We start from the raw sequence: 17889 nt of genomic DNA on the forward strand, positions 1-17889 counted from the left end.
TCGTGAAGGCGGCCGTACTGTAGGCGCTGGTGTTGTTGCTAACGTATTGAACTAAGACTTAAGTCTCAGTAATGAGAACTTGAATTAGTGATAAAAAAGCCATCCTATCTAGGGTGGCTTTTTTTTGGTATTAGAAAAGGGTTAATTACTTATTTATATAATTATATTTTCATACTATTAGATCATTCATCGATAAACGTGCGATAAGATTTATGTATACAATTTCAGCATAATAAAAGGACAGTCATGTTTCTGATAGAAGCTTTATCAACCAATACAGCAGAGCTTGAGCAAGAGGTTCAAGCCGTAGCGAATATCGAAGCCATCGTCCAGCCGCAAGACGCGTGGAGTTACCAGACTTTGCTCGAACTGCTTGAGCAAGACAGCATTAATATGCTGGTAGTGTACGCACAAGATAAAAGTGCAAAGAGTAACGTAATTGGTTACTGCTTATATCAAATGATATTTGAGCAAGCAGAAATTTTACGTATTGGCACGCATCCTGATTATCAACGACAAGGCATTGCTTCGCAAATTATTGATAAGTTGCATAAAGTATTGCAGAGTAATCAGGTGGGGAATTTGTTGTTAGAGGTACGAGCAGACAATCATGCTGCGATAGCGTTATATGAAAAGCAAGCATTTGCAGTCATTCATAGACGCAAAGGCTATTACCAGTCACCGAATCAGTCCGCAGTCGATGCATTCATCATGCAACATGTCTATGGCGAGTGAAGAGAGTAAATTCTCATTAGGGAGTTATAAGCGTAGTTTCTTTAAAGATAAATTACTTATCTCAACCAACGTTATCGTGTTTAACTTGATGGTATTTTTTTCTTACAGATATTAGTGTCTAATTGATAGTTGCTGTCTGCTTTCATCCGTGCGAGAACATCTATACGCTCGCTCAATAACTCTACCATCACGCTTATATTGGCTTGCTGTTTTCTGACTTGTTCTAGCTTTTGCTGAGTCAGCATGAGCTGCAAATCAATATCCAATTGGCCATCGTAATAATCGTTTAAACTGTTTTTGATTTCAGTAAGGGTAAAACCAATGGCCTGTGCGCTTTTGATTAGCTCAATACGCTCGACACACTCGGGATGAAACTCAGTATATAAACGTGAGCCTGCTTGACGCTTACGTGACCTTAGTAGGCCCAACTGCTCATAGTGACGCACAGTGTCTTTGGTTGTATTGGCTTTTGCTGCCAGCTCTCCGATTAGCAGAAATGAGGTATCAAGCGCCATAAAATCCTCTTAACTCTGTAGCTTTTGTAGATTTCATGATTGATGCTGCCAAGGATCAGTCGTATCGAGAAGGGATACGGCTAATGGTTTGTGAGAATTATTGTGCCAATTGATGGAGCGACTGTTTATTAAGCGGTCTAATTGAGCAAGAAAGTCAGGACGCGGTAGAGTAGTGGCACCTAAGCTCATAAGATGATCATTCGGTAGCTGGCAGTCGACAAGTGCAACATGACTTTGCTCACACAAGCGCATCAATCCCCAAAACGCGAGTTTTGACGCATTAGAGGCGCGATGAAACATAGATTCGCCAAAGTAGATGCCGTTTATTTTTAGCCCATACAGTCCACCAACGAGCTGACCTGCCTCGTCCCACACCTCAATGCTATGCGCAAAGCCCTGTGCATGCAGTTTGGTATAAGCCTCAATCATCTCTTCATGAATCCAAGTATGCTCACCCTCGGGCAAGTCATTATTAAGACCATCGCTACGCGGCAAACTACAGGCATGTATGACGTCATGAAATGCTTGATTGAGTGTTATTTGCCAACGCGCGCGACTTGCTTGCTTGCGCAGTGACTTGCTCGGTTGGTAATCAGATGGGACGATCACACAACGCGGCTCAGGACACCACCAAGCGATAGGCTCATCTTCATTGAACCATGGAAACAGCCCCTGCGCATACGCAGATATCAATGTATCGGGTGCAAGATCGCCACCCATCGCGACAATGCCAATGCCATCAGGATCGATAGAGATAGGATCAGGAAAGTCATAACGCCCAAGACTTTTTAAAGTCTCAGGCGTGATGTATTGACCATTATCGCCGTGCTGTGTGAAGTTATTCATTTAGTCTTCTTGATCAGCAGTCAGCGTTGACGCATACGTATGGTCTTTCGCCGTTGCCTCACCGATAGCGTCTAAGTACTTCTCCGCATCCAGCGCTGCCATACAGCCAGTACCAGCAGAGGTAATGGCTTGACGATAGACATGATCAGCCACGTCACCTGCGGCAAACACACCTTCGATACTGGTTTGCGTTGCATTACCATTCAAGCCACTATTGACGACCAGATAGCCATCTTTCATATCCAATTGACCTTTGAATAGGTCGGTATTAGGCTTATGACCAATGGCGACGAACATGCCCATTGTATCTAGCTGTTTGGTGCTGCCATCAATCATTGATTCGATAACGACACCATTGACGCCCATGTCATCACCGACGACTTCTTTGACTTGATGGTTCCATTCGATTTTGACGTTACCGTTTTTGGCTTTTTCAAACAGCTTGTCTTGTAGGATTTTTTCAGAGCGTAAGCTATCACGGCGATGCACTAAAGTGACTTCAGACGCAATGTTAGAGAGGTATAAGGCTTCTTCAACGGCTGTATTACCACCGCCAATCACGGCGACTTTTTGATCTTTATAAAAGAAACCGTCACAAGTGGCACAAGCGGATACGCCAAGCCCTTTAAATTTGGTTTCTGATTCTAGACCTAGGTACTGAGCAGAGGCACCTGTTGAGATAATCAGGGCATCACAAGTATAGGTGCCATTGTTACCTGACAGCTCAAAAGGTCGTACATTCAAGTTAACATCATTGATATGGTCATAAACCAATTCTGTACCGAAACGCTCAGCATGTGCCTTCATACGCTCCATTAATGCAGGACCTGTCAAATCATGCGCATCGCCTGGCCAGTTATCGACTTCAGTGGTGGTGGTTAATTGGCCACCCACTTCCATACCCGTTACCATAACAGGCTTAAGGTTGGCGCGCGCTGCATAGACCGCAGCCGAATAACCGGCAGGGCCTGAGCCTAAAATGATGAGCTTTTCGTGACGTGGAGCAGTAGTGTCAGTTGCCATGAGTTGTTCCTTTCTAAATATACGAATGAAAAATATGAGTTATAAATATAATAAAAAAACGTCAAGCGTTGCTACTAATATGGTTTTTCTAATTGCTGTGTGATAATAACATAAGGGTAGATAGCAAAAAGTGCAAGTTTGCTAAAACAAACACAGCTATCATTAGAATCAAAGCATAATAACCTTGAAATACTCGTGCTAGAAACAGCTGGTATTTTATAGGGTCTATATAAAATTGTTAGCAGTATTCTGTTAGTATCCTTTGGCTTATTCGCAAATTTTTTGCGCAAATCGTACACTGATTTACTTTCTTGCACGCTTTCTTTATAAGAGTGTCGCCACTGTACCTATGTATTTGTTATTATAAGAAGTTATGCCAAGTGTGGTAGAGCTTAAGCGATGACTGCTATGCTCAGGCCTCTTGAGAGGCGAATCTCAACCAAACACTTTGCTAGGTACCTTTATATGTCAGCACTTTATGTCAGCATGATTAGACTTAGTCATGCACTGGCGACCATTTAGTATTAACAACAAGGCAGATTTTACGTGATATCAGCACCGCTTATTGAGTATTTAAAAAAGGGAATATTTACCCTCCTTGGGTTAATACTGGCTGTTTATTTGTTTGTTATTTTGATGACTTACACAGGCAATGATCCTAGCTGGTCGCACATCAGTAGTGATATGACGACCATTAACAATATGGGTGGGCAGACGGGCGCTTGGTTATCCGACTTGCTCTATAGCTTTTTTGGCTATGGTGCATGGTGGTTTTTAGCGTTTGTGGTTTATGAGTCTATCCTTATTTGGTGGGACAATAAGCCGACGTTTTGGCTCATGCGACTGGTCGCTTATGTGTTTTTGCTGTTGAGTGCCAGTGCATTATTTGCACAACTGGTTGCATTGGTTCAGCAGGTAGCCAATCCTGCATCAACGGGGCTTGAGGGTGTGGCTGGTGGTATTATCGGTCTTGAGTTGCAGGAACGTTTGGCACAGTTGCTCTCGCAGTGGGGGAGTGTGATTTTCTTGGCGGTGTTTGTCGTGATTACGGCGACCTTTGCCTTTAACATCCATTGGCTTGCTATATATCAGAAGATTACAGCATTATCTTGGCTCGGCTCAGGGTTAAAAAATAAAGACACCGCTCCAGCGGATCAACAAAGTAATGTCTCACAAAACGCTGATAACGTCACAGAAAACAATCCCAATCAAACAGCCGAGTACGAGCAGCTGCCACTTGAGTTGCAATCAGCTAACGATGCGAATAGTGCTCACGCAGTAGATAATAGTGGCAGATTCAGCAACGTATTGGCGGATTTTTTATCGACATCAGGATTGGCTGATAGTGTGAAAGCCTCTATAGCGACAGCAAAAGCAGCAGCTACGTCTAGCGATGCAAAAAGTGAGTCACCATACGCGGCCGCAGCGACTGCTAATGCTACGGTTGGCAGTACAGTCAGTGACACAAACACATCGGCGATATCAAACCCTATCGTAGCGCCTGCTCGCAAAGTCGAGCCAAGCTTTGCGTGGAACGATGCAAATACGGTTGATGATTTGCTCGCGCGTGAACAGATGGCTTATAGCACTAACAGTATAGATAATTCTACTGTGCCTAACTATGCACAGAGTGAAGTCGTCACTGACGTGTCACTAGAAGAAGCAGTGCAAACCTCTGTGGCAGCACCGATGTTAGAGGCAGCAGATCTATCTAATCTAGAAACAGCTACTCAACCATCAATGGATGAATCAACGAATGCTCAAGCTGTCAATCAAGCTATCAATGAGCCGAAGGATTCTCACCCAGATGATACAACGGGGAATGTCGATAAGTTAGCAGAAGCGTGGCTGGCGGAGCATGGCAATATATCAGAACCTATTGCAAAAGCGCCAGTTGCCCCTGCTAATGAAACTAACGTCAATAAGCAAACTCCGCAAGAAGAGCTATCAAGCCCTACGTCAGACGCCACTAATAGCATCCTAAGTGATGATTCTTATGGGTTCTCTGATGCACAGGCCGAACTATTACAACGTAATGAGTCGTCACCTGTACCTGAGGCCACAATGGCTCAGTCATCGGTAGAAATGGCTGCATCGGTATCAGAAATTTCGGATATGACACCGACCAATACGCCGCCTGCCAATCCAAAAGCGGCGCCGACTGTGGAAGCGGTCAGTTCGGCCTCAAATACGCAGCCTGTGGCTCCAGCTAAACCTTCTGTCAGCTTTGCGGTGCCAGAAGGTGATAGTAGTAACCATATCACTGACATGATGCCGGAGGAGGATAGTACTGACGACACCAGTGCGCCTGTTATGCCGCATATCAGTGACGATGCGGCGTTCAGTCAAAAATCACGCTCGATGCAGACGGCGGCCTATCGCAGTAGCCTAACCCCTATTCCAGAAGTGTCTATATTGGACAAGCCTGACCCTGACCGTAAGCCTAGTTATACCATTGCTGAGCTTGAGCAATTATCTGAGTTGTTAGAAATCAAGCTCCAAGAGTTCAATGTAAAAGCCAACGTCGTCAATGCTATCCCAGGGCCTGTCGTGACTCGCTTCGAAGTGGAGCTTGCGGCTGGTGTAAAGGCCAGTAAAGTCACTGGCATTTCGCGTGACTTGGCGCGCTCACTATCGATGGCCTCTTTACGTGTGGTTGAGGTTATTCCTGGTAAGCCGTATATCGGTATCGAAGTGCCCAATAAGAAACGTGAAATGGTGCGTTTGATTGAACTATTAAATACCGAAAAATTCAAAGATCCTAAAGCACAAATCAGTATGGCGATGGGTAAAGACATCGGTGGCAACCCCATCATTACCGACCTTGCCCGCGCACCGCACATGCTGGTCGCTGGTACCACAGGCTCTGGTAAATCCGTACTGGTCAACTCGATGCTATTATCAATATTACTCAAGTACACGCCCAATGAGCTGCGCCTGATCTTGATTGATCCAAAGCAGCTGGAGCTTGCCAACTATAACGACATTCCGCATCTACTTACCCCCGTTGTTACTGACATGACCGAGGCGGCCAGTAGCTTGTCATGGTGTGTGGCTGAGATGGAGCGTCGTTATCAGCTAATGAGCTTGCTCAAAGTGCGTAAGCTTAATGAGTTTAATAAAAAAGTCATCGCGGCAGAGAAATCGGGCAATCCGATGCTGGATCCTTTATGGCGACCGAATGACAGCGTAAGTATTAGCCAAGCGCCAAAGCTCAAAACACTACCGATGATTGTCATTGTCGCGGATGAGTTTGCCGATATGATCATGCAGGTTGGTAAACAAGCCGAAGAGTTAATCACGCGCTTGGCGCAAAAATCACGTGCGGCGGGTATTCACTTAATGTTAGCTACTCAGCGTCCATCAGTCGATGTCATTACGGGTTTGATCAAAGCAAACATTCCTGTGCGTGCAGCACTACGCGTGAACTCAAAAGTCGATTCACGAACGATCCTAGATAGTGGTGGTGCTGAAGACATGCTGGGTAACGGTGATATGTTGTTCTTGGGCCCAGGTCAGATTGAACCAGATCGCGTGCATGGTGCTTATGTCAGTGATGAAGAGGTCAACCGTGTCTGTGACGCATGGCGCGAGCGCGGTGCGCCCGATTATATTGACAATATGGCAGGCAACTTTGAATTATCTAGTCCGGGCGGTGGTAGCACGGCTAATGCCTCTGGCGAGGATGATGATCTATATAATGATGCCGTCGCCTTTATTATGGAAACGCGTAAAGTATCGGCTTCTAGTATCCAGCGTAAATTCAGCATCGGCTATAATCGTGCCGCCCGTATTGTCGACTCGATGGAAGACGCTGGACTGGTCAGCTCCATGGGCAAAAGTGGTAAGCGCGAATTGTTAATGTAGCGCTTAGTATTGAATTAATAATGAAAAAACGAGTCATAAAAGTGGCTCGTTTTTTTTGTGAAAGAGATTTAAGATTAATTTCATTCATAAACGAACTAGCTACCAAAACTTTCAAATGACCAGTGAGTTCGTTTATCAATCATAAGTCGTGATTTTTTATAATAAACTGACAGTTATTGAAGAAATATATATTCAAAAAATCTTACGACAATTACTCTCCAAGGAAGGTCGGTTATGTTTAAAGAATATACCCAGTACGATGCACTTGCCTTAGCGGCACTGGTTAATTCAGGTGAGGTCAGTGCAAAGGAGTTATTGGACGCAGCCGTTTATCAGGCCAATAAACTCAATCCCAAGCTAAATGCCATTATTCACCGTTTCGATGAGCGCGCTTATGATGCTGCGCAGACAGGGTTGCCATCTGGTGTGTTCAATGGCGTGCCTTATCTACTAAAAGACTTGTCATTTAGTTTCGCGGATGAACCTATCACGATGGGTAGCCGCAGCGTCAATATCATCTCAGAAAAAGACAGCGAAATCGTCAAACGCATGAAAGCCACGGGCGTTAACACCTTTGGTAAGACTAACACTCCTGAGTTTGGTTTAATTATCACGACTGAGCCAAAAGCACATGGTGCTACTCACAATCCCTTTAAAAAAGGCCACAGCTCTGGCGGCTCGTCAGGCGGTAGTGCCGCGGCAGTTGCGAGCGGTATTGTACCAATGGCAGGTGCTGGTGATGGTGGCGGTTCGATACGGTTTCCGGCGGCTTGGTGCGGTGCGTTTGGCTTAAAACCAAGCCGTGGCCGTAATCCATTAGGTCCTAATCTTGGTGAAGGGTGGGATGGTGCAGTGGCCGATCATGTGATTACACGCTCGGTACGTGACAGTGCCGCGATGCTCGATGCCACCAGTGGTGCGGAGATTGGTGCGCCTTATGTCATTGCGCCGCCAGATGGCACATTTTTGCAAGCGGCGATGCGTGCACCGCGACCATTGAAAATTGCTTTGCAGCAGCAGCCACTGATTGCTAATACAGTAGTGGACAAAGAAGTCCTTGCTGTACTGGAGCAAACCGCTAAGCAATTAGAGTCTATGGGTCATCAAGTAATACCCGCTGAGCCAAATATCAATATCGAGCAGTTTTGGCATGACTTTATCGTGGTGGTCTGCGCGCATACCGCCTTTACGATTGATAATATCGAGCGCGAGTTTGGCACTGCCCATATCAAAAACCTAGAACCGCAAACCTACAACATGGCGCTACTCGGACGTTCGTTATCAGCAGTGGACTTGGTTCATGCCAAACACGGTTGGCATCACAGTCAGTATCAAACGGGACTGTTATTAGAGACCTACGATATGATTTTGTCCCCGACCGTACCGACGCCTGCGGTCAAACACGGCGTGCTACCACCTAGCCGCATGGATGAGATGATGATGCGTAGCGCTGGGGTACTTAATAAAGGTTTTGATATGGGTAGATACGCCTTTAGTTCGGGTATGATCGAAAAGCTAAGCGCGCCTGTGCTAGGAAAAATGGGCTTCACGTTATTGGGCAACGTCACAGGATTGCCAGCCATGTCGTTGCCAGTCGGCATGAGTAAAAAAGGCTTGCCAATTGGTATGCAACTTATCGGACGTATGAATGATGAGGCGACTTTATTTAGTCTGGCAGGTGAGATGGAGCGTGCAGGTTTATTTACCAAACCTGCCTTTGAAAAGTAGGTTTGGTTTGTGTGCTTTGATTATATAAGTAGGCGCTAATAAATATGAGCTAATCAAAGCGATAGATATCCATACCCAAACTATGATGGGCCATACTCTGATGAACAACCGAGACGCGCTGACCGGCACCTAACGCAAAAAACAATGGCAGCAAATGCTCGTCACTTGGATGAATGTCTTTGTACTGTGGATATTGCTGCCAGTCGAGGGCAGTGGGTATGTCTATCTTGAGCTGCTGGAGCAACCACTGCTTAAATCCTTTAGCAGCCTGATCGATGCTGTCGGCTTCCCAGCGTAGCGCTTGTAAGTTGTGGGTGATATTACCTGAACCAATGACAAGAATTCGCTCATCACGCAGCTGCGCGAGCTGCGCGCCCAATTGATAGCAAGCAATGCTATCGTAACGCTGCGGTAGTGACACTTGAACGATAGGCACATCTGCCTCTGGGTACAGGTGTCTGAGCGGTGCCCAAACCCCATGGTCACAGGCACGCACTGGATTGACGCTACAAGTAATACCGCGCGCGGTGAGCTGCTGAGCAAGTGTCTCAGCCAGCGCTGGTTGACCTGATGCAGGATACTGAAGCTCGTACAGCTCAGGCGCAAAACCCGAAAAATCATGCCACGTCTTTGGCTGCGGGTTACTGCTGATCTCAAGTTTTGCTGATTGCCAATGCGCCGACATAATAACGATAGCACGTGGTTTAGGTAAATTTTGCCCAATACGTGCCAATGCGCTGGTCGTGGCAGATTGCTCAATCGCAAGCGTGGGTGCCCCATGCGAGATAAATAACGCAGGTAGTTTAGATGCATTGGACATTATAGCAGACGCACTTTCCCATGCCGCAGCAGAGGTAATAGGCGTCTGTACAGTGTCGTGATGATGGTCACGCTGATGCGTAGTCTGAGAGGCTTTGGATGTCGCGCGTTTTAGATATTTCATGTTCCATTTATTAGGGCGTACGCTAGTTTTTCAATCCGTTGCGTGACGGATATTTTTCGATTCAGTCTTCATTTTTGGTTCTGGTTTAATTACCGCGATGATAAGGGTGGTTATTATTGATACTCATCGCGCGGTATAGCTGTTCCATCAGGACGACGCGTACCAGCGGATGCGGCAATGTCAGGGCTGATAATGATAATTTTGCGTCGGCTTTTGCCAACACTGCTGGTGATACGCCATCTGCACCGCCGATGACCAACGCAATATCATCGCCTTGCTGCATGCCATCAGCGAGTTTATCAGCTAGTCCTTCTGTCGAAATCATCTTACCTTTGACGTCTAGTACCCATAACTGCTCACGGCTCGCGGCATTGTGAGCGGCCAATATCGATTGACCTTCTTGCTCACGGTACTGTGCTAGATTAGCATCTGAAGGATTTTTTGCCCGTTTTGCGGCGGCGATTTCCACAATCTCTGTGCTCAGCATAGGCTGAATACGCTTAAAATACTCATCAAAACCTGTTTGCACCCAGCTAGGCATCTTATTGCCAACGGTCAAAATTCTTACCTTCATAGTACGTACCATTTTTTAAATTGAAAAATTTTTACATTCGAGCACTGAATCTGAGTATTGATAGCCATCAGTGCTCAATTATCTAATCACTACATCAAAGGGGTAATGGTCTCTGATACGCTGTGATCTACATCCTGCTCATCATCACTCGAATCGGCTTGACGTTGTTTTGGAATCACGCTGAGTTTGGCGTCAGATTCAAAGACAATAGCTTCGATATCATCAAAATTATTGATGCCTTCAGCACGCATCGCACATTCGATTTCTTGACGAGTCAAGCGCTCGGCACGCATCGCCTCTGGCAAAAACTGCCCTTGATAAAAAACAATACGTGGATCAGACAAAATAACACTGCTAAATTGCGGTGAGATAGAGGCGTATTTGGTCACCAAAAACTGTAAGAGATAGAGTACCAATATCGATGACACCCCTTCGATAAAAGGGATGTTTTTGAGCAAAATGGTACTGGCGCCTAATGAGCCAATCATTACCGTCACGATCCAATCAAAATTATTGAGCTGTGACGTTGAGCGCTTACCCGAGGCTTTGGTCACCAATACAATCAACACGTAGACCATAACAGTCGTTAAAACAATGCGCCCGAGCTTATCTATGTTGTCAAAAAAAACCGTTTCCATGATGTCTGCTCCTATTATAAAGTAAAACAAATAACCGCTAAAATTTGACTGCTCAAAGTTAGCCTAACGGATTTTACGTATGAGTAGGAGAAAACTTTGTATTACCTTGTAGGTGGTTGGTTATGCTCGTAGTAAATGGCCTGGTGTGTTCATACTGTTTTGAGAGCAGGGTTCAAGAAATGGTTGATGGCCCATAGGCTGATACGCGTACTGACCAAGGTGAATACCAGCATCAACACCAGTGAAGAGAGCAAGGGCAAAGGCCGCGCCATTGCCATCTCAAGTAGTACCTCACGGCTAACCGCATCAAATAACCAAAACCATATGGCTAAAAAATAAAGGACCGTCAATAACCAAACTACCGCAACACCACCAAACATGAGCCGGTTGATTTCATTTTTAGCCAAGGCGCGCTGCTGATGCTTGATGAATTTGCTGACAGCAATATAGGCGCCGACGATGATAGAGACGACCATGACCAGTTGCGAGTTAAGCGCAATCTTGGTCTGAGTCATCATAAAGATGGCGCTGGCAAGGATGTATCCAATGGCAAAAAACCCGATATATTGCGCCAGTTTAGGCTGACTTGACGCAAGCGTTTTAGGCTTACTGAGATTGGTTGTCTGGCGTGACATAAGCTGGCCTTTGTAAAGGTAAAAATAAAAGTTTTAAAAATATATTCATAAACATAGCAGTCATGATTGCTGTGCAATTAATCATACCACTCGCGTCAAAATATTTGCTGATGGTTTTACTACTGCTCACTAAGCATCGCTTTAGCAAAACCATCAGCGCTGCGCGGTCCAGTCGAGTACTGCATCTAATACAGGTCTTGCTGTATAAGGATTGAGCGCTTGATCTGTATTAATCATACCCACAACGACATAGTCTTGACCTGACAACCCTTTGACATAGCCTGCCATTGAGGTGACGTTATTTAATGTGCCTGTTTTTATCCATGCTCGGCCAATCGCTGCTGAGTCAGGTAGTCGCTCACTATGAGCGGCAATGGTGCCACTGACTCCAGCGATACCTAACGAATCTACATATGCATCAAAGCTTGGGTGATTATAAGCGTAAGTCAACAGCTCGCTTAGATTGGCGGCGGTGATGGTACAGTCGCGGCAGAGTCCTGAGCCATTGGTCAGGTAAGGTGGCGGTGTGCTTAGATTGGTTTGCCACCATTGATTGATGGTCTGTAAGGCTGAAGAATAATCAGTACTAGCAGGTGTGCCAAATTGATATAGGCTATCAGCTTTTTTATGGGTATTTTGATGACTGACTACTGTGTTATTTGTTGACTCGCTAGTATCGTTATTAATAGCTTTTGATTGAGTCAGTCCTGCTTTGTCATAGGCACCTATAGATAGGGCCACTTGTTCAGCCATAACATTGTTTGAGAAATGGTTAATATCATGAATCTGCTGCGTTAGGTTCAACGAAGGATAGCTGACCATAGGTAAAGGTGACATGGTAATAGCCGTGAGACCATGTACTGATTTTGAGGTTTTTTTGGCATCGTAAGGGGTTTCTTGTGAGATCACTTTGCCGCTCAGGGTATTGCCTAGTGCTTGCCATTTGGCAGCAATGACGTGTGCCGCAAACTCTTTGGCATTAGGATACGCCACATAAAACACATGCTCGCCGCAGCTCTCTGGCAGACTGGCATTGAGTGCTAGCCGCTCCGCTTGCCACTGCGGCGATAGGCTGTAGCTTGCCTGTCCACAGTAAGCGGCACGGGTATTTATCTTATCAGGCAGCTGATAGTTGGTCAGTCGTGGCTTATAGGTCAAGCTCGCTTGGCCATTATCTGAGGGATAGGTTTTGATACCAATGGTGCTAAAGTTTACCAAAAAGCCATCAGGACTGGCGTTATAAGGGCGCAAAGGTGAATTGTCAAAGGCAGCAGGATCTTCGCTCACGTTTTTGAAGATTGCACTGTCAACGATGATGTCACCGTCGATATGGCGAATACCTGAGGCTTGTACTTTATACAGTAGCTCCTTCAAACGCTCGTGGGTCATTTTTGGATCGCCACTACCTTGAATGATTAAATCGCCATGTAGACGGTCGCCGATGACAATACCAGTATGATAGACGCGTGTATACCATACAAAGTTTGCCCCTAGTGTGTCCAAAGCGATAAAACTGGGAACGAGTTTCATGGTGCTGGCAGGGGTGCGAGGGACATCAGGTTGATGATTCAATAATGGTGAAAAGGAGATTTTGATAGAAGTTTTATCAGTGCTCACCGTGCTACTTTCATTGTTGGTAAGAGTTGGTTGCTCGTCAGGCACTACCGTTGGGATGCTTTCCACACTCTGATAAGTATAAGGATCATCAGTATAATCGTTTATCTTCTGCTCGTGCTGTTCAATGGTGCGCTTTTCAATAGTAATCAATGCGCTTTGTTGGTCAGGATTACTGGCGGCATGGTTGTTATTATTTTGAGTCGCTTTCTGACAGCTACTATTTTTATCAGCAGATATATTAGTAGTCGTATTGTTAGATGGTGTCGTCGGCATCAATTGATTATCAACATCACTGCTATCGATCACCTGAATAGGAGCAGGCAGACGACTGGCATTCTTGTCCCCTATTGGCGTGACGATGATGCTGATATCAGATTCTGTTAGATCTGCACGCGATAACGCAGCCTGAATGGCTGTTGGCAGCGCGGCTTGTGCGTAAGTAGGCACCAGCATAACCGCTGACAGTAGCGCAAGTATCGGCAAACGTTTTTTAGATGGATTCAATAGTGGCACACGGCTACAGAGCGTGGTGAGCTTCGCTGTCATGGGCATGCGGCTATTGCGTTGAGAAAAGTCGCGTTGAGATGGGTCGTATTGACAGAGATCGCGTTGAAGAGGGTATCGCATGAGCATCTTTCATCAGGTGGCAAAAACTGCCTATGGTAACATGAGTTGCTGTTTTCGCACATGCTCTCAAAAGCTCAATTTTCTCGTCAATGATAAAGGCTAGCGTACATGCAAAAACGCCATCGCGGTCATTATTGCATCGTTATAAGCATCATGGGCACCAAGCTGAGGAATATCATAATGCGCCAAAATATTAGTCAAATGCTGCGTTTGATTGGGAATACCTTGCGTACGGTCGCCCATACGTCGACTGTATAATTGACGCACATCGACGACTGTGTTGGGCAGGGTCGTTCCCATATAGCGTTTGACCAAAGGGTTTAAAAATGCTATGTCGAGCTGTGTGCAGAACCCAACAATCGGCCGATTGTCTATAAATGGCAGCAATAACGCTAGCATGTCATCATAACTCATGCCGTGCTCGACATCAGCAGTACGCAGACCATGAATGACAATTGTATCGCGATCTGGCATTACAGGCGGTCTGCATACCAGATGCATACCGTTACCTGTATCGATCGTATTACCATTGATATGTATCGCTGCCACGGATAATAAATGGTGCTTTTTGGGGTTCAGTCCAGTCATTTCACAGTCAATCGCTACCCATTGCTCAGCCGACGGTGTGGTGAACATTGATGCTAGCTCCAGACGCTGTAGCTGCGTCTTTTGCCAAGCGCAAGATAACTGCTGTAGCCAGCTCATGTTGGTCATCCATTCATTTATGCTATTTCTAACTGATAGTGTTGACGCAGCTGATTTTTAAAACTTTTTACCACGGCCAGACATTCTTTAAGCAGGTCACGTTCTAGTGCGGTTAGTGTCGTTGGATCGACTTGCCTTGCTTGTTTGTCATCGGTTGACAGTGCGACTGATAAGCGCTGCGCCATAAAAAACTCTAAAGCTTCCAATAACGTATCAGCGCGCTCTTGGGTCAGGGCATGAGACTGCACCAATGCCTTTAGGCGATCTTTACTGCTAGGCACATCGAGCACATCATTTTCTAATGCCAACGTACGAATACCATGGACCAATGGAAAGATCCCTGCTTTTTTTAGATCAATATCTGCTGATATAGATTGACCACCCATTAAAGGTACAAACCTTTGCCACCACTGATTGACATCGCCAAACTGTAGCGCTGAACGGGCAAACTGACGTACAAACATTGGATCGGCTTGTCTGTGCGCCATTCTTAAATGCTGACGTACCTGTGTAAGTAGGGTTTCGTCACCGCAGACATATTCGCCATCCATTATGGCGGACAAGTAGATGCCATGCATGGGGTCAGTGTTTCTAAACCATAATCCGATCTGCGCGGTAAACTGCTTGAGCGGTTGTCGCCACATGGGGTTGGTCATCATGATATTGCCATCGCACAGTGGATAGCCAAGCGTTGCCAAGTGTTTATTAAAAGTATCGGCAAACTGTGCCAAATCCGGATGCGTATAACCGTCACGAATGATTAGCGCGTTATCTTGATCGGTACGCATAATTTGCTCGCCGCGACCTTCTGAACCCATGACGATGAGACAAGTATTGCTTATCACCTCATCAGGCACGATAAGTTGCCACAACTTGGTAAATACATGTGCATTTAGGGTCTGCACCATACGGCTGATATTACCGATTTTGACACCGTTTTGATGCTGCGCACGAATATAGCGACCGATGAGCTCGACTGCGATATCTAGGCTTGATAGATCGGTTGCTTGCTCGATTTGAATACTAAGGAGCTGTGAGTGATGACCAATGTGGGCGAGCATATCGCTTTGTCCAAGCACCCCGACGACATTACCACTGCTGTCAATGACTGGCAGTCTGTGAATGCGATAGCGAGTCATGGTGAGCAACGCATCGCCAATCTCGTCAGTGGCCTTGATCGTACGTAGGTTAAAATTAGCATAGCGTTGGCAAAGTGTAATAGCGGGATCTTGTCTATCACTCACAGCGCGGCAAATATCCGTATCGGTGAGAATGCCTAGCAGCAGTTTTGGCTGCTCAGTTTCTTGTATATTTTCTACACAGTTCAGCGGTCGTACCAGTACGTGTTTTAGTCCAGCTTTGGTCATGATACGCGCAGCTTCGTACAAGCTATTATTGGCATCGACAATATGTACTGGCAATAAATGAACGTCGATGACAGGTTGCAGCATAATTTGCTGCACTTCTTGTTGATGGGTATAGCTAGCAGGGTTGAGTGCTTTATTATTACGGCGCTGTCGTAATGCCTTTAGTCTTTCAGGTAGCTTGTCTGATAGCATTTGGCGTACCAGATGATTTTGCGCGCTGATTTTATCGACAGTGGTACCGTCGACTTGTAGCAGCAATGTCTCTTCACTGGCCCGAAATTGGTACGGTTGTATAGGTGTGTTTTTACTTTCTGGCACACCATTTTTTATGAGCGACTCAGGTAAGCGGCGACTATCAAACCAGTCATTATTATTTGGATCATCAGAATGGTTGCTGCCCAAATAAGAGGCGACAAATTCACCACCCAGTGATTGCTCAATTTGTCCTTTAATGACCACATATAGATATTGCAAGTCTGCTGCGGGTAGGATCTCATCTCTAGCAAGATAGCGAATTTTCGTGTTTTTTCTGATGCTTTGACGTTCAGCTAGACTTAGTACGTCAAAGGGCGGCTGGGTAAAGTCAAGATGGGGCATGGCATCATCCTTGATGGCATATTTTGCAATAGAGACTTTACTATAGCACTATTCGTGCAAAAATCCTCCAATAACCCTATTTATATTGTGGTTATTAGGGCATGCCGCTAATTCAAACGTCTATCACCATTTTAAAATAGGGACACGCCCTAGAGGCTACTTTATTAGCGCAGGATAAAAGCTTTTGAGTGACTATTTATGCCGCCAGCAACTTGCGAATACGACTGATTGCTTCGCGGCTCTCCTCGACACTCGCGACCAAAGCAACACGAACATATCCTGTTCCAGGGTTATTGCCATCAACCTCGCGTGACAAGTAGCGTCCTGCCAATGCATGGATATTGGCCTGTTCGTATAGCGCTTTGACAAACACCTCATCATCGCCATCGAACGGTTCAGGTACTTTTATCCAAAAATAAAATCCAGCTTCTGGCATGCGCAAATCTAGCAACTCGCCAAGCTCGGACATCCATAGCGCGAACTTTTCTTGATAAAGGGCGCGATTGTGTGCGACATGCTTTTCATCTTGCCATGCAGCGATAGAGGCAAGTTGATGCGGTATCGGCATCGCACAGCCTTGGTAAGTACGATATTGCAAATAAGACTGCAAAATCTTGGCATCGCCCGCTACAAACCCAGAGCGTAAACCAGGTAGGTTCGAGCGTTTGGATAATGAATGGAATACGATGCAGTTTTTGAAATTACGGCGACCCAGATTCGCGCAAGCTTGCAATAAGCCGATCGGAGCAGTATCAAAATACAGCTCGCTATAGCACTCGTCGCTGGCAATGACAAAACCGTATTGGTCTGATAAACGAATGAGGTATTCCCAATCCTCCATGGTCATAACCGAACCCGTTGGATTATTCGGACTACAGACAAATACAAGCTGTGTGCGTGCCCAAACCTCTTTTGGCACCGCGCGATAATCCCCCTTAAAGTCATTAGCTAACGTACAGGGAACAAAATGGGGCGTCGCTTGTGCCAATATTGCCGCACCTTCATAGATCTGATAGAACGGATTGGGCATAACAACCAGAGGTGACCCATTAGATGCTGAAGAGGACGTGGTCTCGTTATCAGCGGTATCATGATTTATGACGGCTTGTACAAAGCTAAAAATAGCCTCGCGAGTACCCATTACTGGCAAAACTTGGGTGTTGGCATCGACGTGGCTAAGAAAAAAACGCTTCTCTAACCAGTGTGCAATCGTCTGACGTAGCTCAAACATACCATTGGTGGTCGGATAACGACTTATTTTGTCCAAGTTTTCGCGTAGGACGTCCAGTACAAATGCTGGTGGCTCATGTTTTGGCTCACCAATACCGAGTTTTATCTCACTGTAACCGTCGGCAGGTATGCTGTCAGCAAGTAAGGTTGCCATCTTGGCAAAGGGATAAGGATGTAGATGCTTTAAGTTGTGATTCATAAGTGTGATAACTATAATAGACAATTAATAATAAAGTTATAAA

At 45.7% G+C, this 17889-nt stretch carries 14 protein-coding genes; 3 read left to right on the forward strand and 11 right to left on the reverse strand.

From position 1 onward, the window contains the following. The first annotated feature begins 246 nt into the window (after positions 1–246). Entirely contained in the window at positions 247–735 is a 489-nt protein-coding gene (gene rimI / locus I3255_RS09915) for a ribosomal protein S18-alanine N-acetyltransferase (protein WP_238038692.1), read from the forward strand. A gap of 80 nt (positions 736–815) precedes the next feature. Here the strand turns inward: rimI and I3255_RS09920 are convergent, their stop codons facing one another. Genes I3255_RS09920 through trxB form a run of 3 tightly spaced genes read right to left on the reverse strand, consistent with a single transcriptional unit; the run spans position 816 to position 3119 of the window. Then, a complete protein-coding gene (locus I3255_RS09920) occupies positions 816–1250 on the reverse strand; it encodes a MerR family transcriptional regulator (protein ID WP_058023725.1) in 435 nt (144 codons plus the stop codon). A gap of 33 nt (positions 1251–1283) precedes the next feature. Continuing rightward, positions 1284–2096, reverse strand: coding sequence for a leucyl/phenylalanyl-tRNA--protein transferase (aat, locus tag I3255_RS09925; RefSeq protein ID WP_238038693.1), 813 nt, complete (start codon positions 2094–2096; stop codon positions 1284–1286). After that, positions 2097–3119, reverse strand: coding sequence for a thioredoxin-disulfide reductase (trxB, locus tag I3255_RS09930; RefSeq protein WP_087040698.1), 1023 nt, complete (start codon positions 3117–3119; stop codon positions 2097–2099). Between the two features lie 546 nt (positions 3120–3665). Here trxB and I3255_RS14910 point away from each other — a divergent pair. Continuing rightward, positions 3666–6986, forward strand: coding sequence for a DNA translocase FtsK (locus tag I3255_RS14910; RefSeq protein ID WP_238038694.1), 3321 nt, complete (start codon positions 3666–3668; stop codon positions 6984–6986). 234 nt (positions 6987–7220) lie between these two features. Continuing rightward, positions 7221–8714 carry an amidase gene (locus I3255_RS09940; protein WP_238038695.1) on the forward strand — a complete coding sequence of 498 codons (1494 nt, stop codon included), beginning with the start codon at positions 7221–7223 and terminating at the stop codon, positions 8712–8714. Between the two features lie 49 nt (positions 8715–8763). Here the strand turns inward: I3255_RS09940 and I3255_RS09945 are convergent, their stop codons facing one another. From I3255_RS09945 to dapC, 8 genes are all read right to left on the reverse strand, one after another. Next, positions 8764–9534, reverse strand: coding sequence for a class III extradiol ring-cleavage dioxygenase (locus I3255_RS09945; protein ID WP_238038786.1), 771 nt, complete (start codon positions 9532–9534; stop codon positions 8764–8766). 208 nt (positions 9535–9742) lie between these two features. Beyond that, entirely contained in the window at positions 9743–10231 is a 489-nt protein-coding gene (gene rlmH / locus I3255_RS09950; RefSeq protein WP_238038696.1) for a 23S rRNA (pseudouridine(1915)-N(3))-methyltransferase RlmH, read from the reverse strand. 89 nt (positions 10232–10320) lie between these two features. After that, a complete protein-coding gene (locus tag I3255_RS09955; protein ID WP_238038697.1) occupies positions 10321–10869 on the reverse strand; it encodes a YetF domain-containing protein in 549 nt (182 codons plus the stop codon). A gap of 149 nt (positions 10870–11018) precedes the next feature. Next, the gene (locus tag I3255_RS09960) at positions 11019–11504 is read right to left on the reverse strand and encodes an ABZJ_00895 family protein (protein ID WP_238038698.1); all 486 of its coding nucleotides are present in this window, start codon (positions 11502–11504) and stop codon (positions 11019–11021) included. 153 nt (positions 11505–11657) lie between these two features. After that, complete coding sequence (locus I3255_RS09965) at positions 11658–13667, reverse strand: D-alanyl-D-alanine carboxypeptidase (protein WP_238038699.1); 2010 nt, start codon at positions 13665–13667, stop codon at positions 11658–11660. Positions 13668–13847: 180 nt separating this feature from the next. Beyond that, on the reverse strand, positions 13848–14453 hold the full coding sequence (locus I3255_RS09970) for a 3'-5' exonuclease (RefSeq protein WP_238038700.1): 606 nt from the start codon (positions 14451–14453) through the stop codon (positions 13848–13850). Positions 14454–14470: 17 nt separating this feature from the next. Continuing rightward, positions 14471–16417, reverse strand: coding sequence for a DUF294 nucleotidyltransferase-like domain-containing protein (locus tag I3255_RS09975; protein WP_238038701.1), 1947 nt, complete (start codon positions 16415–16417; stop codon positions 14471–14473). A gap of 196 nt (positions 16418–16613) precedes the next feature. Further along, on the reverse strand, positions 16614–17846 hold the full coding sequence (gene dapC, locus I3255_RS09980; RefSeq protein WP_238038702.1) for a succinyldiaminopimelate transaminase: 1233 nt from the start codon (positions 17844–17846) through the stop codon (positions 16614–16616). Between the last annotated feature and the right edge of the window lie 43 nt (positions 17847–17889).

It is taken from the genome of Psychrobacter sp. Ps6, assembly GCF_022129235.1.
Classification (GTDB): domain Bacteria; phylum Pseudomonadota; class Gammaproteobacteria; order Pseudomonadales; family Moraxellaceae; genus Psychrobacter.

Excerpts from the sequence above, each read along its gene's own strand:
- rimI (WP_238038692.1), top strand. The coding sequence starts at position 247 with ATGTTTCTGATAGAAGCTTTATCAACCAATACAGCAGAGCTTGAGCAA.
- I3255_RS09920 (WP_058023725.1), bottom strand. The coding sequence starts at position 1,250 with ATGGCGCTTGATACCTCATTTCTGCTAATCGGAGAGCTGGCAGCAAAA.
- aat (WP_238038693.1), bottom strand. The coding sequence starts at position 2,096 with ATGAATAACTTCACACAGCACGGCGATAATGGTCAATACATCACGCCT.
- trxB (WP_087040698.1), bottom strand. The coding sequence starts at position 3,119 with ATGGCAACTGACACTACTGCTCCACGTCACGAAAAGCTCATCATTTTA.
- I3255_RS09940 (WP_238038695.1), top strand. The coding sequence starts at position 7,221 with ATGTTTAAAGAATATACCCAGTACGATGCACTTGCCTTAGCGGCACTG.
- I3255_RS09945 (WP_238038786.1), bottom strand. The coding sequence starts at position 9,534 with ATGTCCAATGCATCTAAACTACCTGCGTTATTTATCTCGCATGGGGCA.
- rlmH (WP_238038696.1), bottom strand. The coding sequence starts at position 10,231 with ATGAAGGTAAGAATTTTGACCGTTGGCAATAAGATGCCTAGCTGGGTG.
- I3255_RS09955 (WP_238038697.1), bottom strand. The coding sequence starts at position 10,869 with ATGGAAACGGTTTTTTTTGACAACATAGATAAGCTCGGGCGCATTGTT.
- I3255_RS09960 (WP_238038698.1), bottom strand. The coding sequence starts at position 11,504 with ATGTCACGCCAGACAACCAATCTCAGTAAGCCTAAAACGCTTGCGTCA.
- I3255_RS09965 (WP_238038699.1), bottom strand. The coding sequence starts at position 13,667 with ATGACAGCGAAGCTCACCACGCTCTGTAGCCGTGTGCCACTATTGAAT.
- I3255_RS09970 (WP_238038700.1), bottom strand. The coding sequence starts at position 14,453 with ATGAGCTGGCTACAGCAGTTATCTTGCGCTTGGCAAAAGACGCAGCTA.
- I3255_RS09975 (WP_238038701.1), bottom strand. The coding sequence starts at position 16,417 with ATGCCCCATCTTGACTTTACCCAGCCGCCCTTTGACGTACTAAGTCTA.
- dapC (WP_238038702.1), bottom strand. The coding sequence starts at position 17,846 with ATGAATCACAACTTAAAGCATCTACATCCTTATCCCTTTGCCAAGATG.